This window comes from Lysobacter sp. Root983 (assembly GCF_001429345.1).
In the GTDB taxonomy this organism is placed as follows: Bacteria; Pseudomonadota; Gammaproteobacteria; order Xanthomonadales; family Xanthomonadaceae; genus Lysobacter.
The window spans coordinates 333,808-356,838 of sequence record NZ_LMJO01000017.1; the positions used below are offsets into that span (position 1 = coordinate 333,808).

At 69.9% G+C, this 23,031-nt stretch carries 25 protein-coding genes; 15 read left to right on the forward strand and 10 right to left on the reverse strand.

Annotated features, from left to right (window positions below; genetic code table 11):
• Nucleotides 1-30 precede the first annotated feature (30 nt).
• The gene (locus ASE43_RS17290; protein ID WP_056173206.1) at nucleotides 31-381 is read right to left on the reverse strand and encodes an MmcQ/YjbR family DNA-binding protein; all 351 of its coding nucleotides are present in this window, start codon (nucleotides 379-381) and stop codon (nucleotides 31-33) included.
• A 50-nt stretch (nucleotides 382-431) separates the two neighbouring features.
• On the opposite strand from ASE43_RS17290, the gene ASE43_RS17295 reads away from it, so the two are divergent.
• Both ASE43_RS17295 and ASE43_RS17300 read left to right on the forward strand, forming a co-directional pair.
• Nucleotides 432-986, forward strand: coding sequence for a GNAT family N-acetyltransferase (locus ASE43_RS17295; protein ID WP_056173204.1), 555 nt, complete (start codon nucleotides 432-434; stop codon nucleotides 984-986).
• A 156-nt stretch (nucleotides 987-1,142) separates the two neighbouring features.
• The gene (locus tag ASE43_RS17300; RefSeq protein ID WP_056173199.1) at nucleotides 1,143-2,192 is read left to right on the forward strand and encodes a class I SAM-dependent methyltransferase; all 1,050 of its coding nucleotides are present in this window, start codon (nucleotides 1,143-1,145) and stop codon (nucleotides 2,190-2,192) included.
• Between the two features lie 65 nt (nucleotides 2,193-2,257).
• Here ASE43_RS17300 and ASE43_RS17305 read toward each other — a convergent pair whose 3' ends face one another.
• Together ASE43_RS17305 and ASE43_RS17310 are read right to left on the reverse strand one after the other, a co-directional pair.
• Nucleotides 2,258-2,683 (reverse strand): organic hydroperoxide resistance protein, encoded by a 426-nt coding sequence (locus ASE43_RS17305; RefSeq protein ID WP_056173195.1) that lies wholly within the window; start codon nucleotides 2,681-2,683, stop codon nucleotides 2,258-2,260.
• 126 nt (nucleotides 2,684-2,809) lie between these two features.
• Nucleotides 2,810-3,283: a MarR family transcriptional regulator gene (locus tag ASE43_RS17310; RefSeq protein ID WP_056173191.1), complete on the reverse strand. Its 474-nt coding sequence runs from the start codon at nucleotides 3,281-3,283 to the stop codon at nucleotides 2,810-2,812.
• Nucleotides 3,284-3,855: 572 nt separating this feature from the next.
• Between ASE43_RS17310 and mfd the strand changes: the two genes are divergently transcribed.
• The 9 genes from mfd to aqpZ all read left to right on the forward strand — a co-directional run bounded on the left by mfd (nucleotide 3,856) and on the right by aqpZ (nucleotide 12,705).
• Nucleotides 3,856-7,320: a transcription-repair coupling factor gene (gene mfd, locus ASE43_RS17315; protein ID WP_057161337.1), complete on the forward strand. Its 3,465-nt coding sequence runs from the start codon at nucleotides 3,856-3,858 to the stop codon at nucleotides 7,318-7,320.
• A gap of 318 nt (nucleotides 7,321-7,638) precedes the next feature.
• Nucleotides 7,639-8,055 carry a heme-binding protein gene (locus ASE43_RS17320; protein WP_056173183.1) on the forward strand — a complete coding sequence of 139 codons (417 nt, stop codon included), beginning with the start codon at nucleotides 7,639-7,641 and terminating at the stop codon, nucleotides 8,053-8,055.
• Between the two features lie 11 nt (nucleotides 8,056-8,066).
• A complete protein-coding gene (locus ASE43_RS17325; protein WP_056173180.1) occupies nucleotides 8,067-8,582 on the forward strand; it encodes a phosphoglycerate mutase family protein in 516 nt (171 codons plus the stop codon).
• Nucleotides 8,582-9,256, forward strand: a complete 675-nt coding sequence (nfi, locus tag ASE43_RS17330) for a deoxyribonuclease V (protein WP_056173176.1) — start codon at nucleotides 8,582-8,584, stop codon at nucleotides 9,254-9,256. Before ASE43_RS17325 ends, nfi begins: the two co-directional genes overlap by 1 nt.
• 155 nt (nucleotides 9,257-9,411) lie before the next feature.
• Nucleotides 9,412-9,780: a hypothetical protein gene (locus ASE43_RS17335; RefSeq protein WP_057161338.1), complete on the forward strand. Its 369-nt coding sequence runs from the start codon at nucleotides 9,412-9,414 to the stop codon at nucleotides 9,778-9,780.
• 67 nt (nucleotides 9,781-9,847) lie between these two features.
• Entirely contained in the window at nucleotides 9,848-10,228 is a 381-nt protein-coding gene (locus ASE43_RS17340; protein ID WP_056173170.1) for a hypothetical protein, read from the forward strand.
• Between the two features lie 127 nt (nucleotides 10,229-10,355).
• Nucleotides 10,356-11,216 carry a pirin family protein gene (locus ASE43_RS17345; RefSeq protein ID WP_057161339.1) on the forward strand — a complete coding sequence of 287 codons (861 nt, stop codon included), beginning with the start codon at nucleotides 10,356-10,358 and terminating at the stop codon, nucleotides 11,214-11,216.
• Between the two features lie 179 nt (nucleotides 11,217-11,395).
• Nucleotides 11,396-11,833, forward strand: a complete 438-nt coding sequence (locus ASE43_RS21940) for a hypothetical protein (protein WP_157498898.1) — start codon at nucleotides 11,396-11,398, stop codon at nucleotides 11,831-11,833.
• Nucleotides 11,834-11,994: 161 nt separating this feature from the next.
• Nucleotides 11,995-12,705, forward strand: coding sequence for an aquaporin Z (gene aqpZ / locus ASE43_RS17355; protein ID WP_056173160.1), 711 nt, complete (start codon nucleotides 11,995-11,997; stop codon nucleotides 12,703-12,705).
• A gap of 103 nt (nucleotides 12,706-12,808) precedes the next feature.
• On the opposite strand, the gene ASE43_RS17360 is transcribed toward aqpZ, so the two are convergent.
• A complete protein-coding gene (locus ASE43_RS17360; protein WP_057161340.1) occupies nucleotides 12,809-13,066 on the reverse strand; it encodes a hypothetical protein in 258 nt (85 codons plus the stop codon).
• Between the two features lie 140 nt (nucleotides 13,067-13,206).
• Complete coding sequence (locus ASE43_RS17365) at nucleotides 13,207-13,662, reverse strand: Rrf2 family transcriptional regulator (RefSeq protein ID WP_057161341.1); 456 nt, start codon at nucleotides 13,660-13,662, stop codon at nucleotides 13,207-13,209.
• Between the two features lie 183 nt (nucleotides 13,663-13,845).
• Between ASE43_RS17365 and ASE43_RS17370 the strand changes: the two genes are divergently transcribed.
• Complete coding sequence (locus tag ASE43_RS17370) at nucleotides 13,846-14,742, forward strand: NAD(P)/FAD-dependent oxidoreductase (protein ID WP_057161342.1); 897 nt, start codon at nucleotides 13,846-13,848, stop codon at nucleotides 14,740-14,742.
• 70 nt (nucleotides 14,743-14,812) lie between these two features.
• Here ASE43_RS17370 and ASE43_RS17375 read toward each other — a convergent pair whose 3' ends face one another.
• From ASE43_RS17375 to ASE43_RS17395, 5 genes are all read right to left on the reverse strand, one after another.
• On the reverse strand, nucleotides 14,813-15,685 hold the full coding sequence (locus ASE43_RS17375; protein ID WP_057161343.1) for a pirin family protein: 873 nt from the start codon (nucleotides 15,683-15,685) through the stop codon (nucleotides 14,813-14,815).
• Nucleotides 15,686-16,541: 856 nt separating this feature from the next.
• Nucleotides 16,542-17,129 (reverse strand): methyltransferase domain-containing protein, encoded by a 588-nt coding sequence (locus ASE43_RS17380; protein ID WP_200943925.1) that lies wholly within the window; start codon nucleotides 17,127-17,129, stop codon nucleotides 16,542-16,544.
• A gap of 11 nt (nucleotides 17,130-17,140) precedes the next feature.
• Complete coding sequence (gene rlmKL, locus ASE43_RS17385) at nucleotides 17,141-19,327, reverse strand: bifunctional 23S rRNA (guanine(2069)-N(7))-methyltransferase RlmK/23S rRNA (guanine(2445)-N(2))-methyltransferase RlmL (protein ID WP_057161344.1); 2,187 nt, start codon at nucleotides 19,325-19,327, stop codon at nucleotides 17,141-17,143.
• A 100-nt stretch (nucleotides 19,328-19,427) separates the two neighbouring features.
• On the reverse strand, nucleotides 19,428-19,958 hold the full coding sequence (locus ASE43_RS17390; protein WP_057161345.1) for an alpha/beta family hydrolase: 531 nt from the start codon (nucleotides 19,956-19,958) through the stop codon (nucleotides 19,428-19,430).
• Between the two features lie 63 nt (nucleotides 19,959-20,021).
• A complete protein-coding gene (locus ASE43_RS17395) occupies nucleotides 20,022-20,522 on the reverse strand; it encodes an MOSC domain-containing protein (RefSeq protein WP_057161346.1) in 501 nt (166 codons plus the stop codon).
• A 41-nt stretch (nucleotides 20,523-20,563) separates the two neighbouring features.
• Here ASE43_RS17395 and ASE43_RS17400 point away from each other — a divergent pair, with 41 nt between their 5' ends.
• The 3 genes from ASE43_RS17400 to ASE43_RS17410 all read left to right on the forward strand — a co-directional run bounded on the left by ASE43_RS17400 (nucleotide 20,564) and on the right by ASE43_RS17410 (nucleotide 22,965).
• A complete protein-coding gene (locus ASE43_RS17400) occupies nucleotides 20,564-21,136 on the forward strand; it encodes an N-acetylmuramoyl-L-alanine amidase (protein WP_056173132.1) in 573 nt (190 codons plus the stop codon).
• A 91-nt stretch (nucleotides 21,137-21,227) separates the two neighbouring features.
• Nucleotides 21,228-22,127 (forward strand): acyl-CoA thioesterase II, encoded by a 900-nt coding sequence (gene tesB, locus ASE43_RS17405; protein WP_056173128.1) that lies wholly within the window; start codon nucleotides 21,228-21,230, stop codon nucleotides 22,125-22,127.
• A gap of 1 nt (nucleotide 22,128) precedes the next feature.
• Nucleotides 22,129-22,965 (forward strand): hypothetical protein, encoded by an 837-nt coding sequence (locus ASE43_RS17410; protein WP_057161347.1) that lies wholly within the window; start codon nucleotides 22,129-22,131, stop codon nucleotides 22,963-22,965.
• Nucleotides 22,966-23,031: the final 66 nt, after the last annotated feature.

Here is a 23,031-nt window from a genome sequence, read left to right on the forward strand (position 1 = left end):
GAGGCGCGCGTGGCGGTTGCGGCCGGCCGGTCAATCGGCCAGTTCGCGCTGCAGCTTCTTGCTCAGGCGGGCCCGGATCAGCTCGTAGCTGCGGCGCAGCAAAGCCTGCAGCTCGGCCGCCGGCAGGCGCTGCGGCTGCAGCACGTTGACCCAATGCGCGCGGGCCAGGAACGGCGCCGGGCGGAAGCCGGGGCGCTCGGTCAGCTCCAGGAAACGCTCGTCCTCGACCCGGAAACTGAGCCCGCCCGGCTCCGGTCCCTGCAGCCGGCAGGCACAGAACATCCGCCCGCCGACGCTGAAGACCGTCACCTCCTTCCACTTCAGGTCTTCGACCACCCCGGGCCAGGCGCCGACCCAGGCGCGCAAGGTTTTTTCGTCCATGTGATCCCGAAATGAAGCCGCAACGGCTTCCAGTGTGCCAATATCCGGGCATGGCCGCGCGCGAAAGACTCCCGCCTTGGCACGAGCGTCAGCGTCTCCCCAACGGACGCGAGTTGCTCATCCGTCCGATCCGACCGGAGGACGCCGAGCCGCTGCGCGCGGGCTTCGGCTTATTGCAACCCGATGAGGTTCGTCAGCGTTTTCTTTACGCGCTGAAGGAGCTCACCCCGGAGATGGCCGAGCGCTTCACCCGGATCAATCCCAAGACCGAATTCGCCCTGGTCGCGGCCGAACCGCTGCCACCCGGCGAAGCCCTGGTCGGCGCGGTGGCGCGCGTGGCCATCGACGACAACGGCAAGGACGCGGAATTCGCGATCCTGGTCAGCCATTTCATCGCCAACATGGGACTGGGCCGCTATCTGATGACGCGGCTGGTGAAGTGGGCGCGCGGCAAGAAGGTCGAGCGCATCTACGGCGACGTGTTCGAGCACAACCACGCGATGATCGCGCTGGCGCAGTCGCTGGGCTTCGAGCGTGAATTCCAGCAGGACGCGCCCGGCCTGATCCGGGTCTCGCTGGACCTGCGCAAGCCCAGCCCGGAGTGACACCCGCGGCGCCCGTCGCGCCGCCCCCGCCCCTGCTTCCCCGCCTCACCGACCGGTGGCTGTCCGTGCCTGCGCGCTCATCGCGTTGGCTAGCGTGCAAGGGACTGGCGGCAGGCCGTGCCGCGCATCCACGGACGGACCGGGCTGGACGCGGATATGAGCATCGACGAAGCACGCCTCAACGAATTCCTGGGCCGCGCGGTCGGCGACCTGGGCGCGGCCATCAGCGCCAGCCTGGTCCTGATCGGCGATCAGCTCGGTTATTACCGGGCGCTGGCCCAAGACGCCCTGAGCCCGGCCGAACTGGCCGCGCGCACCGGCACCCACGAACGCTACGCGCGCGAATGGCTGGGCAATCAAGCCGCTGGCGGTTACGTGCAGTACGACGCGGCGAGCGGGCGCTATCGGCTCAGCGAGGAGCAGGCGCTGTGTCTGGCGGACCCGGGCGGGCCGGTCGATCTGCCCGGTGCCTACTCCATCGTCGAGGCCGCGTTCCATGCGCTGGAACGCACCAAGGACAACTTCCGCAGCGGCGCCGGCATGGAATGGGGCGAGCACCACCCCTGCCTGTTCCACGGCACCGAACGCTTCTTCCGCGCCGGCTACAACGCGCACCTGCTGGGCGAATGGCTGCCCGCGCTGGACGGGGTGCTCGACAAGCTGCGCCGGGGCGGCAAGGTCGCCGACGTCGGCTGCGGCCACGGCGCCAGCACCACCCTGATGGCCAAGGCGTTTCCGAACACCAGCTTCATCGGCTACGACTACCACCCCGCCTCGATCGAGACCGCGCGCCGTCGCGCCCAGGAGGCCGGCATCGATAACGCCTATTTCGAGGTCGCCGACGCCACCAGCTACAGCGGCCGCAATTTCGATCTGATCGCTTTCTTCGACTGCCTGCACGACATGGGCGATCCGGTCGGCGCCGCGCGCCACGCGCGCGATGCGCTCAAGCCCGACGGCCACTGCCTGCTGGTGGAACCCTTCGCCGGCGACCGCGTCGAGGACAATCTCAATCCGGTCGGGCGGGTCTATTACGGCGCGTCCTCGCAGATCTGCGTGCCGGTGTCGCTGGCACGGCACGGCCCGGCGCTGGGCGCGCAAGCCGGACAGGCGCGCCTGCAGCAGGTGATGAGCGAGGGCGGTTTCAGCCAATTCCGGCGCGCCACCCAGACGCCCTTCAACCTGGTGCTGGAAGCGCGGCCCTAGCGCGCGCAGAAAAAATCCCGGCGCGTCGCCGCGCCGGGATCGGGTCTCGCGGGCGATGGACGCGATCAGACGATGGTCAGGGTCACGTCGATGTTGCCGCGGGTCGCGTTGGAGTACGGGCAGACCTGGTGCGCCTTCTGCACCAGCGCCTCGGCCTGCTCGCGCGGCAGGCCCGGCAGCGAGATCTTGAGCTCGGCCTGGATGCCGAAGCCGGCCGGGATCGGGCCGATGCCGACCGCGCCTTCGATCGAGGTGTCGGCGGGCAGGGCGATCTTTTCCTTACCGGCGACGAACTTCAGCGCGCCGATGAAGCAAGCCGAATAGCCGGCCGCGAACAGCTGCTCCGGATTGGTGCCGTCGCCGCCGGCACCGCCGAGTTCGCGCGGGGTGGTCAGCTTCACGTCGAGCACGTTGTCGGAAGACACGGCGCGGCCGTCGCGGCCACCGGTGGCGGTGGCATGGGCGGTGTAGAGGACTTGGTCGAGGGACATGATCGGACTCCTAGGTGGGGGGCGTTGGGTGGACGAAACCGTCGCCGGTTTCGAAGGTGTTCGGGTGTTGCGTACGGCGGGACTCGATCGGCGACGTGCGCGCAGGCGCCCGCGCCGCTAGCCGGTTCAAAGGTGCTGCATGAGATTGCCGCGCAGCGATTCCAGCTGCGCCTTCATCGATCCGAGCTGCTCGGGCGCGCAGCCGGCCGCGCCGAAGATGCCCATCGGCACCGCGCGTGCCGGTTCCTGCAGCGCGCGCCCGGCCTCGGTCAGCGCGATCACGACCTGGCGCTCATCTTCGCGCGCGCGGGTGCGGTTGATCAGGCCGGCAGCCTGCAGGCGTTTGAGCAGCGGGGTCAGGGTGGCCGAATCCAGATACAGGCGCTCGCCGATCTCCGAGACGGTCAGCTGATCGCGTTCCCACAGCACCATCATTGCCAGGTACTGCGGATAGGTCAGGCCCAGGCCCGCCAGCAGCTTGCGGTAAACCTTGTTCAAGGCCAGCGAGGTCGAATACAGGGCGAAGCAGAGCTGGTCGTCCAGCTTCAACGAGGCGGCCTGCGGGGGCTGGGCGTTCGGGGCGGCGGGCTGCGTGTTCATGGGGTGCAATTTACATAGCGCGCTATTTAATAGCAAGCTATTTTATGAATGAAAGATAAATTTCGCCCGCCTCCGCTTCCTGTGGGAGCGGCGTAAGCCGCGATTGCGCCCTCCAAGCAGCGCCGCCGCTCGGTTCTCGCGATCGCGGCTTACGCCGCTCCCGCAGAGAGCCGCTCCCACAGAGAGCCGGTTCTACACAGAACCGCTCCTACAGCGAGCCACGCCACTAGAGAGCCCTCCCACAGGGGCCCTCCAAAAGACAGCCCTCCCGCATAGAGCCGTCCTAAGAAAAGCCGCCCCCCGGAAGGCGCTCCCGCAGAAGGCCCTCAGCCCCGCCTCGCCCCGGAACCAATCGGCACGACAGCGCCTGCGCTCGCCCGTCTCACGCTCTGCGACGCCGGCCGCGTACAAGAAAATCCCCCGAATACGCACGGGCCGCTCACCGCCCTCGCGTACACTCGGCGCCCATTGCGCTGGCGGCGAAGGCTGCCGGCGCTGCACTCGTTTTGGCCTGCCGCCGCGACGAGCGCCCTCGCCCTCCGTCCTCATCGATCCAGCGTCCGCCGAACCCGATGCCCAAGTTCCCGTTCCCCGCTCCGCCGCTGCCCAAGGCCGGCCAACAACGCGCCTGGTGGCGCGCGCCGGTGTCGCCCTCGGCGCTGGCCTTCCACCTGGCCGCCGCGGCGGCCGCCCATGCCGGCCCGCTGCTCGCGATCGCGCGCGACAACCACGCCGCGCACCAGTTGGAATCCGACCTGCGCACCCTACTGGGCGGCGACGACGAACTGCCGGTGCTGCCGTTCCCGGACTGGGAAACCCTGCCCTACGACCAGTTCAGCCCGCACCCGGACATCGTCTCGCAGCGCCTGGCCGCGCTGCATCGCCTGCCCAACCTGCGACGCGGGATCGTGGTGGTACCGGTGCAGACCCTGCTGCAACGCCTGGCGCCGCTGAAGCATGTGGTCGGCGGCAGTTTCGACGTGCGCGTCGGTCAACGCCTGGACATGGACGCGGAAAAGCGCCGCCTGGAATCGGCCGGCTACCGCAACGTGCCGCAGGTGCTGGACCCGGGCGACTTCGCGGTGCGCGGCGGCCTGCTCGACGTCTATCCGATGGGCGCGGACACGCCGTTCCGGGTCGAGCTGCTGGACGACGAGATCGAGACCATCCGCGCCTTCGATCCGGAGTCGCAGCGTTCGCTGGACAAGTTCGACGCGGTGCGCCTGCTGCCCGGCCGCGAAGTGCCGCTGGACGAGGCCTCGCTCAAGCGCGCGCTGGACGCGCTGCGCGACCGCTTCGATCTGGATACGCGCCGCAGCGGCCTGTACCAGGACTTGAAGGCCGGCATCGCGCCCTCGGGAATCGAGTACTACCTGCCGCTGTTCTTCAACGAAACCGCCACCTTGTTCGACTACCTCGGCGCGAGCGCGCTGCCGGTGCTGGGCGAAGGCGTGCTGGAAGCGGCCGAACAGTTCTGGATCAACACCGGTGAGCGCTACGAACAGCGTCGCCACGATCTGGAACGGCCGCTGCTGCCGCCCGACACGCTGTATCTGTCGCCGGACGCGCTGCGCGAACGCCTCAACCAGGGCGAGCGCGTCGAGGTCTGCGGCGAAGGCCATCCGCAGCGCGAGCGCGCGCTCGCGCTGGGCGACCAGCCGGCGCCGGCGCTGCCGTTGGCGGCCAAGGATGCGGCGCCCGCGCAGGCGCTGAAGTCGTTCCTGGGCAGCTATCGCGGCCGCGTGCTGATCGCCGCCGACAGCGCCGGCCGCCGCGAAGCCCTGCTGGAACTGCTGCAGGCCGCCGAGCTGCGTCCACAGGTGCTGAGCGACTGGAGCGCGTTCGCCGCCGGCGATGCGCGTTTCGCCATCGCGGTGGCGCCGCTGGACGACGGCTTCGCCCTGACCGATCCGGCGCTGGCCGCGCTGACCGAACGCCAGCTGTTCCCCGAACGCGCCTCGCAGCCGCGCCGGCGCAAGCGCGTCGGGCGCGAACCCGAAGCGATCATCCGCGACCTGGGCGAGTTGTCCGAGGGCGCGCCGATCGTGCACGAGGACCACGGCGTCGGCCGTTACCGCGGCCTGATCGTGCTGGAAGCCGGCGGTCAGCCCGGCGAATACCTCGAGATCGAATACGCCAAGGGCGACCGTCTGTACGTGCCGGTCGCGCAGTTGCACCTGATCAGCCGTTACTCGGGTGCCTCGGTCGAAACCGCGCCGCTGCATTCGCTGGGCGGCGAGCAATGGAGCAAGGCCAAGAAGAAGGCCGCCGAGAAGGTCCGCGACGTCGCCGCCGAACTGCTGGAAATCCAGGCCAAGCGCCAGGCCCGCGCCGGCCTCGCGCTGGACCTGGACCGGGTGATGTACGAGCCGTTCGCGGCCGCGTTCCCGTTCGAGGAAACCCCGGACCAGCACGCCGCGATCGAGGCGGTGATCCGCGACCTGGGCAGCAGCCAGCCCATGGACCGCGTGGTCTGCGGCGACGTCGGCTTCGGCAAGACCGAGGTCGCGGTGCGCGCGGCCTTCGTCGCCGCCGCGGCCGGCAAGCAGGTCGCGGTACTGGTGCCGACCACGCTGTTGGCTGAACAGCACTACCGCAACTTCCGCGACCGCTTCGCCGACTGGCCGCTGCGCGTGGAAGTGCTGTCGCGCTTCAAGACCGCCAAGGAGATCAAGTCCGAACTGGAGAAGCTGGCCGAGGGCAAGATCGACGTGATCGTCGGCACCCACCGCCTGCTGCAGCCGGACGTGCGCTTCCCCGACCTGGGCCTGGTGATCGTGGACGAGGAGCAACGTTTCGGCGTGCGCCAGAAGGAAGCGCTGAAGGCGCTGCGCGCCAACGTGCACCTGCTGACCCTGACCGCCACGCCGATTCCGCGCACGCTCAATATGGCCATGGCCGGCCTGCGCGACCTGAGCATCATCGCCACCCCGCCCGCGCACCGATTGGCGGTGCAGACCTTCGTGGTGCCCTGGGACGACGCCCAGCTGCGCGAGGCCTTCCAGCGCGAGCTCGCGCGCGGCGGCCAGGTCTACTTCCTGCACAACGACGTCGAAAGCATCGGCCGCATGCAGCGCCAGCTGCAGGAGCTGGTGCCGGAGGCGCGCATCGGCATCGCCCACGGCCAGATGGCCGAGCGCGAGCTGGAACGGGTGATGCTGGATTTCCACAAGCAGCGCTTCAACGTGCTGCTGGCCTCGACCATCATCGAGTCGGGCATCGACATCCCCAACGCCAACACCATCATCATGAACCGCGCCGACAAGTTCGGCCTGGCCCAGCTGCACCAGCTGCGCGGCCGCGTCGGCCGCTCGCATCACCGCGCCTATGCGTATCTGGTGGTGCCGGACAAGCGCTCGATCACCGCCGATGCGCGCAAGCGCCTGGACGCGATCGCGGCGATGGACGAACTGGGCGCCGGCTTCACCCTGGCCACCCACGACCTGGAGATCCGCGGCGCCGGCGAGCTGCTGGGCGAGGACCAGAGCGGGCAGATGGCGGAAGTCGGCTTCAGCCTCTACACCGAACTGCTGGAACGCGCGGTGCGTTCGATCCGCCAGGGCAAGTTGCCCGACGTGGACGCGACCGAAGCGCGCGGCGCCGAGGTCGAGCTGCACATCCCGGCGCTGATTCCGGACGACTACCTGCCCGACGTGCACACCCGCCTGACCCTGTACAAGCGCGTCAGCGGCGCGCGCGACGTCGACCAGCTGCGCGAACTGCAGGTGGAGATGATCGACCGCTTCGGCCTGCTGCCGGACGCGGCCAAGCATCTATTCGCGGTCGCCGAGCTCAAGCTGGCCGCGACCGAGCTGGGCATCCGCAAACTCGACCTGGGCGAGAAGGGCGGCCGGGTCCAGTTCGTCGAAAAGCCGAACGTGGATCCGATGGCGGTGATCCGCCTGATCCAGACGCAGTCCAAGCTGTATCAGATGGACGGCGCCGACAAACTCAAGATCAAGCTGGACCTGCCCGACGCGCCCGCACGCCTGGCCGCGGCCAAGGGTTTGCTGACGGTGCTGCGACAGGCGGCCTGAGCGTAGGGCGCGGCGAGCCAAGGCGAACCGCACCATCGCCCACGCACCGCACTCAACGCCTGTGCGGTGACCACCACACCCTACGCCCCTCGTAGGGTGTGGTGAGCCAAAGGCGAACCGCACCATCGCCATGCACCGCACTCAACGCCGGTGCGATTACCACCACACCCCACGCCCCCCGTAGGGTGTGGTGAGCCAAAGGCGAACCGCACCATCGCCCCACCACACGCCACGACACTCGCAACGCAAGCGCGGCCCCTAGCCGCCGCCATTCCGGCGTACGATGCGATGCCCTTCCGCACTCGCCACGCACCGCCGATGAAAGAGCTGCTGTCCACCCGCACCACGCTCACCCTGGCCGCCGCCGAAGGCATCGCCCAGGCCGCGCAAACACAGGCGCGCGCGGGCGGGCATGCGGTGAGCATCGCGATCGTCGACGACGCCGGCCGCCTGCTGCTGTTCCGGCGCATGGACGGCACCCCCAACGCCAGCGTCGAGGTCGCGATCCGCAAGGCCGAGCACGCGGTCAACTACCGCCGCGACACCGTGTTCCACCAGGAACTGCTGGCCCAGGGCCACACCGTCGTACTCGGCCTGCCGCAGGCGTTGCCGCTGGAAGGCGGCGTGCGCTTGCAACACCAGGGCCAGATCCTGGGCGCGATCGGCGTATCCGGCGCGCCCTCGGCCCAGGACGGCGAGATCGCGCGCGCCGGCGCGCAACGCTTGGACGCTTGAGGACCCCGCGCATGCCTTTCTCGAAAGCGATGTCGATGCTGCTGGCGCTATGCGTGTTGGCCGGCTGCGCAAGCGCGCCGCCGCGCACCGCCACCGCGCTCGAATTCGTGCTGGTGCGCCACGCCGAGAAGGCCGCCGACGATCCGCGCGATCCCAACCTCAGCCCGGACGGCCAGGCGCGCGCGCAGCGCCTGGCCGACAGCCTGAGCGGCAAGGACGTGTTCGCCGTCTACGCCACCGACTACAAACGCACCCGCAACACCGCCGCGCCGACCGCCAGCGCGCATGCGATGGCGGTGACCGTCTACGACGCCAAGCAGCCGGCCGCCGAGTTCGCCGCGCAACTGCGCGCTCGGCATCCGCTGGGCACGGTGCTGGTGGTCGGCCACAGCAACACCGTGCCGGAGATCGCCGCGGCGTTGTGCGGCTGCACGGTCGCGCCGATGGCAGAGAACGAGTTCGACCGCCGCATCGCGATCGTATTCGACGCCCAGGGCCGCGCCAGCCTGAGCGAGACCCGCTACTGATGGCGCAGGCCGCGCTGCCGGCCTGGGACGGCGACGTCGCGGCCGCGCGCGCCCTGCAGGAAACCCTGGCGCGCGAGCTGGTGCTGGAAGACGACTTCCCCACGCCCTTGCGACGCATCGCCGGTTTCGACGTCGGCTTCGAGGAGGAAGGCGCGATCACGCGCGCGGCGGTCGTGTTGCTGGACGCCGACAGCCTGCAGCCGCTGCGGCAGGAAGTCGCGCGCATTCCGACCCGCATGCCCTATGTGCCCGGCCTGCTGAGCTTTCGCGAATTGCCGGCCTTGCTGGCCGCGCTGGAGGCTTTGGGCGAGGCGCCGGACCTGGCCTTCGTCGACGGCCACGGCATCGCCCACCCGCGCGGGCTGGGCATCGCCGCGCACTTCGGCGTCGCCACCGGCCTGCCCAGCATCGGCGTGGCCAAGAAGGTGCTGGCCGGCCGCCACGACGAGCCCGGACCGCAGCGCGGCGACTGCGCGCCACTGCTGTATCGCGGCCGCACCATCGGCCAGGTCCTGCGCAGCAAGCCGCGCTGCCGGCCGCTGATCGTCTCGCCCGGCCATCGGGTGTCGATGGCCAGCGCGCTGGCCCTGACCCTGCACTGCCTGCGCGGCTATCGCCTGCCCGAACCGACGCGTCTGGCCGACCGCCTGGCCTCGCGCCGCGACCGCGGCTGAAGGACAAGGCGCAACGCAGCGGCGGCGCCGAACCGGACACCGGCTGGGCGCAGCCGCGCCACGCTTCGGCGCTGCGGCCCGCGTCTCATGGCCGCGCGCGCACGCGCTCGCCTAAGCTCGGTACCTGACGCTCAACGGGACAAGGAGTCCCCACGATGCAAGGCGTGCTGTTCGTGACCGCATTGCTGGCCTACGCCGGCACCTACACCCTCGGCGTCCATTTCGCGCGCGGCCTGCTCGGCGCCGGGCCCGAGGCCTTCCTGCCGCGCTTGATCGGTCTGACCGCGCTGGCCTTGGCGACCCTGGCCTTCGTGTTCTGGGCCCAGGTCACCTTCGTCGATTCGCAGTTGGCGGCGATGCCCGAGCCGGTCGCGCACGCCCGCTACGCGCAACGCGTGCTGGCCCTGTCGGTCGCACCGGCGCCGGTGATCGCGCTGGGCGCATTGATCCTGGGCTGGCGCTCCAAGCGCGCCCACCGCGCGCAGGCACGGCAGCTGCGCGAGCGTCCCGCCGCCGCGCGGTGAACGCCGCGTCGCGGCGCGCGCGCCGGCGTCGGTTACGATCCGGGGCTCCCGCATCGAGGCCGTCGCCATGAGCCGTCTGTTCGCCGCCCTGCTGTCGCTGACCGCCCTGTCCGCCTGCGCCAGCGGCCCTGGCACCGGCCCCTCCGATGGCGGCGAGCGCAGCGCCACCCTCAAGCCGGGCGAGCGCATCGCCCTGGCCGATCGCTCGCAGCTGCGCTATATCGGCGTGAGCAACGACTCGCGCTGCCCGCCGAACGTGCAATGCATCCGCGCCGGCGACGCCGACGTGAACTTCGAATTCGCGCCCGCGTCGGGCGCCACGCAGGCGCTGAACTTCAACACCGAGCGCGCGACCGTGCTGACCGCCGGCGCCTGGACCATCGAGCTGACCTCGCTGGCGCCCGGCGACGCGCCGGCGGCCACGCTCAAGATCGCCGCCACGCCCTGAGTCCGCGCGGGCGGCGCGGCGCCCAAGGCCCGACGCCGCAACACGCCGTTGCGCGCAAGGCGCGCTCGCGCAGCGGGCGCCGTGACAAGCTAGCGACCTCGAATTCGCGCAGCCAGAGAGCCACGCCATGAGCACGATCGTCGCCCCCCGCGTCCACGACCTCGGCGGTTTCCAGGTCCGCCGCGCCGTGCCTTCGATCCAGGCCCGTTCGGTCGGACCGTTCGTGTTCGTCGATCACATGGGCCCGGCCGTGTTCGAACCCGGTCACGGCATCGACGTGCGTCCGCATCCGCACATCGGCCTGGCCACGGTCACCTTCCTGTGGTCGGGCAGCATCGGCCACCGCGACACCCTGGGCAGCGTGCAGGACATCAATCCCGGCGACGTGAACTGGATGACCGCCGGTCGCGGCATCGCCCACTCCGAACGCACCCCGCAGGCGCTGCGCGCGGGCGAGCATCCGCTGCACGGCATGCAGACCTGGGTGGCGCTGCCGCGTTCGTTCGAGGAGACCGCGCCGGCCTTCCACCACCATGGCGCGGCGACGCTGCCGCAGTTGCGCCGCGACGGCGCCTGGTTGCGCGTGGTCGCCGGCCGCGGCTACGGCGAGGAGTCGCCGGTCAAGGTGTTCAGCGACACCCTGTACGTCGCCATCGACCTGGACCCCGACGCCGAGCTGGCGATCGAGGACAGCCACGCCGAACGCGCGCTCTACCTGCTCGAAGGCGAGGCCCAGCTGGATGGCGCCGATATCCCCGAAAAGCACCTGGTGGTGCTGGACCCTGGCACGCGCCCGCAGCTGCGCGCCAAGACCCCGCTCAAGGCCATGCTGCTGGGCGGCGAGCCCCTCGACGGCCCGCGCCACCTGTGGTGGAACTTCGTGTCCAGCTCGCGCGAGCGCATCGAGCAGGCCAAGCAGGACTGGCTGGAGGGCCGTTTCGGCCAGGTCCCGGGCGACGACGAGTTCATCCCCCTGCCCGAGCGCTGAGTCCGGCCGGCCGACTTGGCCCCCTGCAGGCGCGGCGGAGGCGCGCACCCGCCTATTCAGCTGCAGCCGAAACCACAGGATTTGTCAATCCCTCAGAACTGCCTTATGTTCTGACGCAGGTCACGTTTTATCGTCCAGACCTCAAGGGGGAACCAGTCGTGAAAATGCCGGCATGCCGCATGTCGATCCTGCCCGTGCTCGTCGGGCTCCTGTACGCAGGAAGCGCACAGGCTCAACAACAGGATGGATGCCCGCAGTTGCCGCCTTCCACGCAACTGATCTGGGACCACAAACCTAGCGCCGGCTCGGATGTCTGCCTCGCCCTACGCGCAGACGGCAGCCAAGCGTTCGGCATGTACATCTCGAACAAATCGCCGTTCACGCCTAAGCGCGGCGATCGCGCCGAGGCCGGCAACATCGACGGCAAACCCATGTATTGGTACCGCGGCGAACTCGCCGGCAAGCCCGACGTGCAGGTGCGCGAAACCCTGCTCGATCTCGGCGACGGCCGGGTCGCCCATATCTGGCTGCAGGCCGCATCGCCCGACAAGCTCGGCGAGGTGCTGGGCCTGACCCAGGGGCTGCGATTTCCTTCGGCCCGACTGAGCAGCAAGTGATCCGATGACGGCGATGGCGGTCTCGATCCGCCCTCGCCGTCCTCGCACCGTTCCCCTTTGCTCGCGAGCGCGCGCGGCGTACCGTGTGCGCAGGCGCGTGCGCGCCGGTGCGTGACACGACCATCCCGAAGCTCCCGATCCGTCATTCCAGGAGGAAGATCATGATCAAACGACTCGGCGCCGAATTCATCGGTACGTTCTGGCTGGTACTCGGCGGTTGCGGCAGCGCGGTGCTCGCGGCCAACTTCGGCGGGGTCGGCAATCCGCTCGGCATCGGCTTCCTGGGCGTGGCCCTGGCCTTCGGCCTGACCGTGCTAACCGGCGCCTACGCGCTGGGGCATATCTCCGGCGGCCACTTCAATCCGGCGGTGAGCTTCGGGCTGTGGGCGGGCGGACGCTTCGCCGGCAAGGACCTGCTGCCCTACATCGTCGCCCAGGTGCTGGGCGGCCTGCTCGCCGGTTTCGTGCTGTGGCAGATCGCGGCCGGCAATCCCGAGTTCTCGGTCGATCCCAACGCCGCCGGCGCCTTCGCCAGCAACGGCTACGGCTCGCATTCGCCGGGCGGCTATTCGGTCGCGGCTGCGTTCCTGTGCGAAGTGGTGATGACCGCGATGTTCCTGATCGTGATCCTGGGCGCCACCCACAAGCGCGCGCCGGCCGGCTTCGCGCCGATCGCGATCGGCCTGGCCCTGACCCTGATCCACCTGATCAGCATCCCGGTCACCAACACCTCGGTGAATCCGGCGCGTTCGACCGGCGTGGGCCTGTTCGCGGGCTCGCAGGCGATCTCGCAGTTGTGGCTGTTCTGGCTGGCGCCGATCCTGGGCGGCCTGCTCGGCGGCGTGATCTACCGCTGGTTCGACAAGGACTGAGCCCACGCGCGCGGCGCATCGCCGCAACCCGTTTCGCGAGCCACGAGAGGCCGCGTCCCACGCCCCCGTCGAGCGTGGGGCGCGGCCTTTTCGTCATGGCGCCTCAGCGTGCCGCCTTCTGCTTCACCGCTTCCTCGGCCGCGTCCAGCGCGGCCTGCTGCAAGGTCGCGGCCAGCTTGCGGTTGCCGGCGCTCTCGGCGGCGTCGAGCATCTGGTAGCTGGCCTGCAGCAGCTTGATGCCGCGCGGCGGAATCTTGACGATCTTGCCGCCGACGATGGCGAAGCCGCCCGCGCCCTGGCTCACGCCGGGCGATACGAAACTGGCGACGATGACGAACTTGTTGGGATCGATCCCGGGCATGACTGCACTCCTTCGCACGGATACGGCGCGACCGGACGGCCGCGCCGGCGCGTGATGCCCATCGGCGGATTCGTCCGATGAAACGCGCCGTAGCTAGCTAACGCGGCTGGCCGCGCGCGCCGGCCAAGCGCGCGCGTCGATCAGCGCTCCCACCACGGGCGCGGCGTCTTGCGGCCCTGCATGCGCGCTTCGTACTCGCTCGCGATCGCGTCCAGCGTGGTCGCGGCGAAACGCGCCAGCAGTTGCTCGCGCGCTTCGTCCAGGGCACCGCGCAAGGCCGCGTTCACGCCCTGCTCGACCAGGCAGCGCGGGTGATCGTCGGACAGGCCCAGCGCGAACACCGGCGGTTCGCCGATCGCGCGATAAACGTCGAGCAGGCTGATCCGCTCCAGCGGCTGGGCCAGGGTCCAGCCGCCGCCGCGCCCCTTCACCGATCGCACGTAGCCGCCCTCGCGCAGCCCGGCCATGGTCCGGCGCACCACCACCGCGTTGGTGTTGAGGATGCCGGCGATCAGCTCGGAAGCGATCGGCGCCGGATGCTGGGCCATGTGGATCAGCACATGCAGCATGCGCGACAGGCGGTTGTCGTTTCTCATCCGGCGCGCTCGCGGGTGGTCGTCCGGGCCCAGCTTAACAGTCGCGGACATCATGTAACACATGAAGTTGCGTCATGGTCGGCGCGGGTGTTAAAACGTAACTTCAATTGATACGTATTGACCGTCAGGCTCGCGACGCCTCCTGCGTCGACGGGCGCGGTCGCCCAGCTCAGGAGCAGGACCATGCAGTACGAAGTCATCGTCGTAGGCGGCAGCTATGCCGGCCTGGCCGCCGCGATGCCGCTGGCACGCGCGCGCCGACGCGTGCTGGTGATCGACGCCGGCCGCCCGCGCAACCGCTATGCCGCGCATTCGCACGGCTTCTTCGGCATGGACGGCTGGGCCCCGTCGGAGATGCTGGAGGAGGCCAGCCATCAGCTCGCGACCTATCCCAGCGTCGAATTGCTGCAGGGACACGCGCAACAGGCGCGCGCGCACGGCGAGGACTTCGTGCTCGGCCTGTCCGATGGACGCAGCGTGAGCGCGCGCCGATTGATCCTGGCCACCGGCGTCGCCGACGAACTGCCGGCGATCCCCGGCCTGCGCGAACGCTGGGGCCGCAGCGTGGTGCATTGCCCCTACTGCCACGGCTACGAGTTCGAACGCGCGCCGCTGGGTGTGCTCGCGACCCAGGCCACCTCGCTGCATCAGGCCCTGCTGGTGCCCGACTGGGGCCCGACCACCTACTTCAGCCAGGGCGCGTTCGAGCCCGATGCCGAACAGGCGCAGCGCCTGGCCGCGCGCGGCGTCGCGATCGAACGCAGCCGCGTGGTCGAGGTATTGGGACCGGACGACGGACTCAGCGGCGTGCGCCTGGAAGACGGCCGCGAACTGGCGCTGGCCGGCCTGTTCGTGGCGCCGAGCACGCGCCCGGTCGACACCCTGGCCGAGCAACTGGGCTGCGAGTACGAGGAAGGCCCGTGGGGGCCGCTGCTGCGCGTGGACGAGTTCAAGCGCACCACGGTGGCCGGCGTGTACGCGGCCGGCGACGCCGCCAGCGCGATGGCCAGCGTCAGCCTGGCGGTCGCGGCCGGCACCCTGGCCGGCGTCGGCGCGCATCAGTCCTTGCTCGGGTCCTGATCGGCGCCAAAAACGAACGGGGCCGCGCACTGCGCGGCCCCGTCGTGGGCGTCGGCTTCGATGCCCGGGTTTAGAACTTGCCTTCCTGGAAATCGACGAAGGCCTGCATCACTTCCTGCTTGGTGTTCATCACGAACGGGCCGTAGCGCGCGACCGGCTCGCGCAGCGGGCGCCCGCCGACCAGAATCAAGCGGCTGTCGCGGCCGAGGTCGCGCAACTTGAGGCGCTGGCCGCCGGACAGCACCGCCAACTCCTGCGCATCGACCGCGCGCGCGTCCTCACCGTCGCCGATCTCCACCCCGCCCTCGTACACGTAGACGAACACGTTGTGGCCTTCGGGCAGGTCGTACTCCCAGCTGGCGCCAGCCGCGAGGGCGACGTCGATATAGACCGGATCGGTCGCCGGCTGCGCGATCGGACCGCGCAGATCGCCGATCGCACCGGCGATCAGCTTCAGCTGCACGCCATCGGCCGGTTGCAGCGCGACGATGCGCTCGGGCGCGAACTCCTGGTACTTGGGCTCGGTCATCTTCTCGCGCGCCGGCAGGTTCACCCACAGCTGGAAACCGCGCATGCGGCCCTCCTGCTGCTCGGGCATCTCCGAATGCACCAGGCCGCGGCCGGCGGTCATCCACTGCACGCTGCCGGGCACCAGCACGCCCTCGTTGCCGTGGTTGTCCTTATGACGCATGCGCCCGTCGAGCATGTAGGTCACCGTCTCGAAGCCGCGATGCGGATGCTCCGGAAAACCGGCGATGTAGTCCTCGGCGCGATCGGTGCCGAACTCGTCCAGCAGCAGGAACGGATCCAGATCCGGCAACTCGGCCCCGCCGATCACCCGGGTCAGGCGCACACCGGCGCCATCCGAAGTCGGCTGACCACGCAGCTTGCGCCCGACGCGCGCATAGCGCGGGGCCAGGTCGTGGGTGGTGGTGGTGGACATGCTCCTCTCTCCTGTCTCGCTCGCCGTATTGGCGTTGGGGCATAGGATGGCACTGCAAAAACAGAACGAAGCACTTAAGCGCAGGAGTATCTATTACAAATTTGGAACAATCAGCCTGATGTAGCGAGATTGGCGCAGGGGCCGCACACCCGGCTATGACACGGCAGCGGCACCAGCGTTCAAACCGCCATGGCCATAGTCACCATTTGCAATTGTTATTCGCACTCACGTTTCACCAGTCACGCATCGCGCCTGCAGTCGCAGCGGATGCGGATGCGGATGCGGATGCGGATGCGGATGCGGTTGCGGTTGCGGTTGCGGTTGCGGTTGCCGTGGCCGTGGTCGTGGTCGTGGTCGTGGTCGTGGCATTGAAGTCCAAAAGCACCGCACTCACACGACCAACCGTAGACCCGAAGGGCGGCGCGCAGGACGCGCGCCGTTTTTCGAATGGACAGGGATGTCCATTCGAAAAATCTCGGCGCACGCAACGCGCTCGCAAGGGAGGGTTGGTCACGCTAACCCTTCTCTTTGGTTACTTTCTCTTGGGTTAGCAAGAGAAAGTGACCCGCATGCGCAGCAGGCGGAAGCCGTTGACCTTCGGTCAGAAGAGGCGACAGCAAAGCAAAAGCAAATCCTCCCCAACCCTCCTTTTCCAAAGGAGGGAGCCAGGAGCCAGGAGCTAGGAGCTAGAAAGCGATCCGAATCTCAACAAGGACACCAGCCAACGCAATAGCCGGAGCTCACGGTCGCGGCTCGCGCCGCTCCTACCCAAGGCCTCCGCCCAACCGCGAAAGACCTGCCGCCCACCGAATCAGACGGCGCCGCCCCTCAAGCGCGGCAGCGAAACCACACGTCCCTACGCCTTGCGCGTATACACATACACCGTCGCCGGCGGCACATTGCGCAACACAAACTCGCCGCGCCGCACCTGCAGCCCCAACTCGCGCATCACCGCATCGGCCACCGGCGCCGCCGGCCCGTAGGTGAACTGCACGAAGGTGCCGTCTGCCCGCAGACACTCGAACGCTGCCGCCAACAGACTGCGCTGCAACTGCGGCGGCATCGTCAGCAGCCCCAGCCCGGATACGATCGCATCCGCCGGCCCCTGGTCGAGATAGCCGTTCGCGTGCGCTAGCTCCGGCAGCGATCGCGCGTCGCCCAGCAATACCTGCACCTGCGGAAAGCGCAGATGCAGATGCGCGTGCAACTCCTCGTTGAGCTCCAGTACCAGCAGATCGCGGTCGGCGATGCCGGCCGCGAGCAGCGCGCGCGTGATCGCGCCGGTGCCGCCGCCCAGCTCGATCACCCGGCGCGCGTCGTCGGGCAGCTCGGCGATCATCGCCGCGGCCAGCTCGGGGCTGGAGGGCGCGACCGCGGCGGTGCGCAGCGGGTTCTTCAACCACTGGCGAAAGAAGGTCCAGGTACCGGGCTTGCGCGTTTTCAAGGCTTCGTCCTTCACAGCGGCTGCAGCCGCCAGCAGCGATGGATTCGCGCGTCGCGGGCGAAGTCGGGCGGGATGGTCTCGGCGCTGATCTCGCGGCAGTCGGCGAATTCGGCGATCGCCTCCTGGTCGAGGCGGAAGCGACGGAAGTTGTTGGAGAAGTACAGCACGCCGTTGTCGGCCAGGCGCGCGACCGCAGCGCGCAGCAGGCGGACGTGCTCGCGCTGGAGATCGAAGTCGTCGGCGCGCGCGGAATTGGAGAAGGTCGGCGGGTCGCAGAAGATCAGGTCGTAGCGGCCACGGTCGGCCTCCAGCCAGGCCACCGCGTCGGCCTGGACCAGGCGATGGTCGGCGCCGCCGATGCCGTTCTCGCGCAGGTTGTCGGCGCACCATTGCAGGTAGGTGGCCGACAGATCGACGGTGGTGGTCTGCACCGCACCGCCGACCGCCGCGTGCACGCTCGCCGCGCCGGTGTAGCCGAACAGGTTGAGGAAGCGCCGGCCGCGCGCCTCCTCGGCGATGCGCAGGCGCATCGGCCGGTGATCGAGGAACAGGCCGGTGTCGAGGTAGTCGTGCAGGTTCACGCGCAGCTTGGCCGCGCCCTCGCGCACCACCAGGACTTCGCCGCGCTGGTCGAAGCGGCCGTACTTGCTGCCGCCCTTGCCGCGCGCGCGGGTCTTGAGGGCGATGCGCTCGCGCGGTACCGCGAAAGCCTCGCGCGCGGCCGCCATCAGTTCGTTGAGGCGGCGGCGCTGGTCGGCTTCGGGGATCGTGGCCGGTGCGGCGTATTCCTGCACGTGCAGGTGCAGCTGCGGTTCGGGCTCGTCGCTGGCGTAGACGTCGATCGCGGCCGCGTACTCGGGTAGGTCGGCGTCGTAGGCGCGGTAGCAGCTGACCCCTTCGCGCTCGCGCCAGCGCTTGAGCTTGTGCAGGTTTTTGCGCAGGCGGTTGGCGACCATCTGCGCGCCTTCGGACAAGACCGGCGGCGGTGCGTCCGGCGCGCTGTCCGCGCGCGCACGCGGCGCGATCGGGTCGCACACGATCAGGGTGCATTCGATCGCGCCGTTGAACAGCTGGTACTTCTTGCTGGCGCGCAGGCCGGTGGCCTGGGCCAGCTCGGCGTCGCCGCACAGCAGGCTGGCGCGCCACTGCGGCGCCAGGCGCTTGAGGGTATTGCCCAGCGCGCGATACAGCGCGGGATCGGCGGCCAGACGCGCGTCGTAGGGCGGATTGCAAACCGCCAGGCCGGTCGCGGCGACAGGCTCGCCCTCGGCCGATTCGATGGCCATCGGCGCGGGCAGCTCCTGCAGTTGCTCGACCGCAGCGACCTGCCAGCGGATCACCCCGGCCAGGCCGGCCATGACTTCGTTGTCGCGCGCGGCGCGGATCGCATGCGGGTCGAGGTCGCTGCCCTGGAACACCGGCCGCAGCGCGGCGCGGCCGGCGTCTTCGCGCACGCGCGCCTGCTCGCACAGTTCCTGCCAGGCGGCGCGGTCGAAACCACGCCAGCGCGTGGGCGCCAAACCATCGTGGCGCAGCAGGCCCGGCGCGACGTCGGCGGCCATCAGCGCGCCTTCGATCAACAAGGTGCCGCTGCCGCACATCGGGTCGATCAGGGCGCCGCCCTCGGCGTACACGCGCGGCCAACCGCCGCGCATCAGCACCGCGGCGGCGAGGTTTTCCTTCAAGGGCGCTTCGCCCTGCTTGAGGCGCCAGCCGCGGCGGTGCAGCGAGCCGCCGCCCAGATCGATCGAGACGATCGCGCGGTTCTTGCGGATCACCAAGTTGAGGCGCAGGTCGGGCGCGTCCACGTCCACGTCGGGGCGCGCGCCGGTGCGCGCGCGCATCACGTCCACCACCGCGTCCTTGACCCGCTGCGCGGCGTAGCGCGCATGGGTGATCGCGGTGCCGGAAACGTGCGCGTCGACGGCCAGCGTGTTGGTCGCGTCCAGATGCTGCGGCCAATCGATCGCGGCCACGCCGGCGTACAGCGCGTGCTCGTCGGGGCAGTCGAACTCGGCGATCGGCCACAGCACGCGGCTGGCCATGCGCGACCACAGCACCGCGCGCTGGGCGTCGCGCAGTTCGCCTTCGGCGTTGGCGCCGGCCAGGGCGGCGGTCGCGCGCGCGCAGCCCAGCGCGACCAGCTCGTCGGCCAACAGATATTCCAGACCCTTGCCGCAACTGACGTAAAACTTCACGAAGACTTCCTGGTGTGCATGGCGAACAGCGGAGTGAGCATCGACGAGCACGGAGTATCCGCATCGACGGTCAAGGGCGCGTGTGGCGGCGGCGCGGCCGTCACAGGCGTTGCAGCAATTGCGCGAAAGCGTCGGCGCTGGTGTCGACGTGCGCGGCCAGGCGATGGCTGTCGTCGACCAGCAGCAGGCGCGCGCGCCGCGACCAGGCCCACTCCACCACTTCCTGCGCGGGGATCAGTTCGTCGTCCCAGCCGTGCACGATCGTGGTCGGCACGCGCGCGGCTTCCAGGCGCGGCGCCGGCCCCATCCGCACCGGCGGCGCCATCAGGAACAGGCCGGCCACCGGCACCTGCAGCGAGACCAGGCCCGAGATGTAGGCGCCGAGGCTGGAGCCGGCCAGCACCAGCGGGCCGCGCTGGGCGGCGGCCTGGGCCAGCGCGAGCAGGCGCTGCAACCGCTGCGGCACGTCGCCGAGTTCGCTGATCTCGCGGCGCGCGTCCAGGTCGGTGTAGTCCGGGCGCTCGTGGCTCCAGCCCAGGCGCTGCGCGGCCTCGGCCAGGGCGGTGACCTTGGTCGCGTCGGGGCCGCTCTCGAAGCCATGGGAAAGGATGCAGTGTCCGCGCGTGCTCATGCGTGTCGGGGTGGCGTATCGGTGAGGGGCCGGGACGGTGGCGGTCGCACGGCGCTGCGGAGTTCAGTCGGCAAGCACGATCAACGCGTCGCCGCGCCGGATGTGTCCGCCTTCGAGGATGCGCGCGCACAGGCCGCCGTGGCCGCGCATCGCGTTGTAGCCGCCGGGGCCGAGCGCGTCTTCCATGCGCGAGCAGGGGTCGCAGTCCTCGGTGCCTTCCAGCAGCGCTTCGCCGAGGCGGAAGCGGCGGCCCTTGAGCGCCACCAGCGGCAGCCCGGATACCACCACGTTACGGCGCAGCAGGGCCGGCTCGACCGCGTCGCGGCCGGACAACGCGGCGATCGCCGGCAGGTGCTCGGCCTGGATCAGGGTGACCCCGCGCTTGCCGCTGCCGCCGGCATAACGGTCGCCGACCAGGCCCAGGCCGGCTTGGGCCAGCACGGCTTCGACCGGCTCCATCGGCACATCGCGCTTGGGACGCAAACCGATCCACTCCACCCGGCCGGGGCGCGGCAGATGGGCCATCAGACGTCCTAGGGCGGAGTCGGCGGGCGGCAGGGACATGGCGGGCTCCGGTGCGAAGGCGAATGTTAGCATCCGCCCCCATGCCGCCCCTTCCGCCCCTGCGCGTGGAACCCCTGCCCTACGAGGCCCTGCTGGACGCGCGCGCGGCCGCGGCGGTGGACCTGGTGGTGATCCATTGCACCGAGTTGCCCGACCTGGCGACCGCGCGCGAGTACGGCGAGCGCGTGCTCTACCCGGCCTCGGGCACCGGCAACAGCGGCCATTACTACGTCGATCGCGACGGCAGCCTGCATCGCTACGTCGAGCCCCTGCGAGTCGCCCACCACACCCGCGGCTACAACCCGCGCTCGGTCGGGATCGAGCTGGTCAACACCGGCCGCTACCCGCATTGGCTGGACTCGCGCCACCAGGCCATGGACGAGCCCTACACCGAGGCCCAGATCGAGGCCCTGATCGCGCTGCTGGCGCAATTGCGCGCGCAGCTGCCCGCGCTGCGCTGGATCGCCGGCCACGAGGACCTGGACACCACCCGGGTCGAGGCCAGCGACGATCCCAGCGTGCAGGTGCAGCGCAAGCTGGACCCGGGCCCGCGCTTTCCGTGGGCGCGGGTGCTGGACGCCTGCGGCTTGCAGCGGCTGCGTCCCGAAGCCTGAGCCGCGGCCCTAACGCCCGCTGGGCGCCCGCGGAGCCCAGCGGGACGCGCCGTATACTTCCGGACCGTACCGACCCGGCCGCGCACGCCCCATGACTTCATCGCCCGTCTCCGAACTGATCGAACTGCTGTCGCTGGAGCGGCTGGAAGACAACCTGTTCCGCGGCCAGAGCCGCGACATCGGCACCAAGTACGTGTTCGGCGGCCAGGTCCTGGGCCAGGCCCTGTCGGCCGCGCAGGCGACCCTGGAGGCGCCGCGCAGCGCGCACTCGCTGCACGCCTACTTCCTCAAGGCCGGCGACATCGAGGCCCCGATCGTCTATCAGGCCGACCGCACCCGCGATGGCGGCAGCTTCTCGGTGCGGCGGGTGACCGCGATCCAGCACGGCCAGCCGATCTTCTTCCTGGCCGCCTCGTTCCAGAAGGACGAGGACGGCGGCGAACACCAGCTGTCGATGCCGGAGGTGCCCAAGCCCGAGGACATCGCGCCGGCGTCGGCGGTACCGCCGGAGGTGATGGCCACGCTGCCCACCAAGATCCAGCGCTGGCTGTCGCGCCAGGGCCCGTTCGAGTTCCGCCACGTCTATCCGCGCGACGAGCTCAATCCGCCCAAGCGCCCGCCTTACCAGCAGGTCTGGTTCCGTCTCAGCGAGCCGGTCGGCGATGCGCCCGAGCTACACCGCGCGCTGCTGGCCTACGCTTCGGATTTCCACCTGCTCGGCACCGCCACCTTCCCGCACGGGATCAGCTACTACCAGCCCAATGTGCAGATGGCTTCGCTGGATCACGCGCTGTGGTTCCACCGCCCGTTCCGCGCCGACGACTGGCTGCTGTACTCGATCGACAGCCCCAGCGCCCAGGGCGGGCGCGGGCTGGCGCGCGGGCAGATCTACGACCGCCACGGCCGCCTGGTCGCGAGCACCGCGCAGGAAGGCCTGATCCGGGTCGTGCAGGACGCCGCAGCGGCCGCGCACGTGCCCTCGAAGGAATGACATGAGGCAGGTCTTTTCGAGCGCGCGTTTGGAAAACGTCGAGTCGGTGGCGCAGATGCTGCGCGACGCCGACATCGAAGTGCGGGTCACCAACAACCGCTCCTACAAGGGCAACCGCCGCAGCGGCTTCAGCTACAGCGACAACGACTCGCCCAAGCCGGCGGTGTGGGTGGTGAAGTCCGAGGATCAGGTGCGCGCGCGCGAAATCCTGCGCGCGGCCGGCCTGATCGATTCCACCCGCGGCGGCGAAGGCTACTCGGCGATCAGCTTCCGCGCGCCGGAGCAGATCGCGCCCGCGCGCAACCCGGCGCAGCAACGCGCGTTCCGGATCAAGCTGGCCCTGATCGGCGGCATCGTGCTAGTACTGGTGCTGGCGATCGTGCATTCGCTGCGCGAAGACCCGGCCGAATCGGCGCTGGCCCAGCACCCGCTGGACGGTTCGGTGGCGGCGATCCCGCAGCCGCTGGCGGCGGCGGTGTTCGTGAAGGAGCTGAGCAAGGCCGCACCGATCGACACCCTGTGCCTGTCGATCGACGGCAAGGACGTGTCCAAGGCCATGATCGACGCCATGCAGGCGCAACTGCGCGGCCGCCGCGTGGCGCCGCTGTCGGAGTGCGTGCGCATCCCCGACGAGGAGCAAGGCAGCGTGCACCGCGCGTCCGGACACCCGGCGCTGCTGGTCGACGTCAAGGCGTTCCGGCCGCAGACCCGCGACTCCGGCAAGATCGAGTACGAGGCCTACCACCACCGCATGTCGGCCTCGTACAAGACGCTGGAAGTGAAGTCGGTGGACGGGCAGTGGCAGGTGGTGCGGACGCTCAAGCACGTGGCGATGTAGGGCGGTTGGAAGCAAATCCCCCCTAGCCCCCTTTTTCAAAAGGGGACAGCAAACGACTCAGGCGCA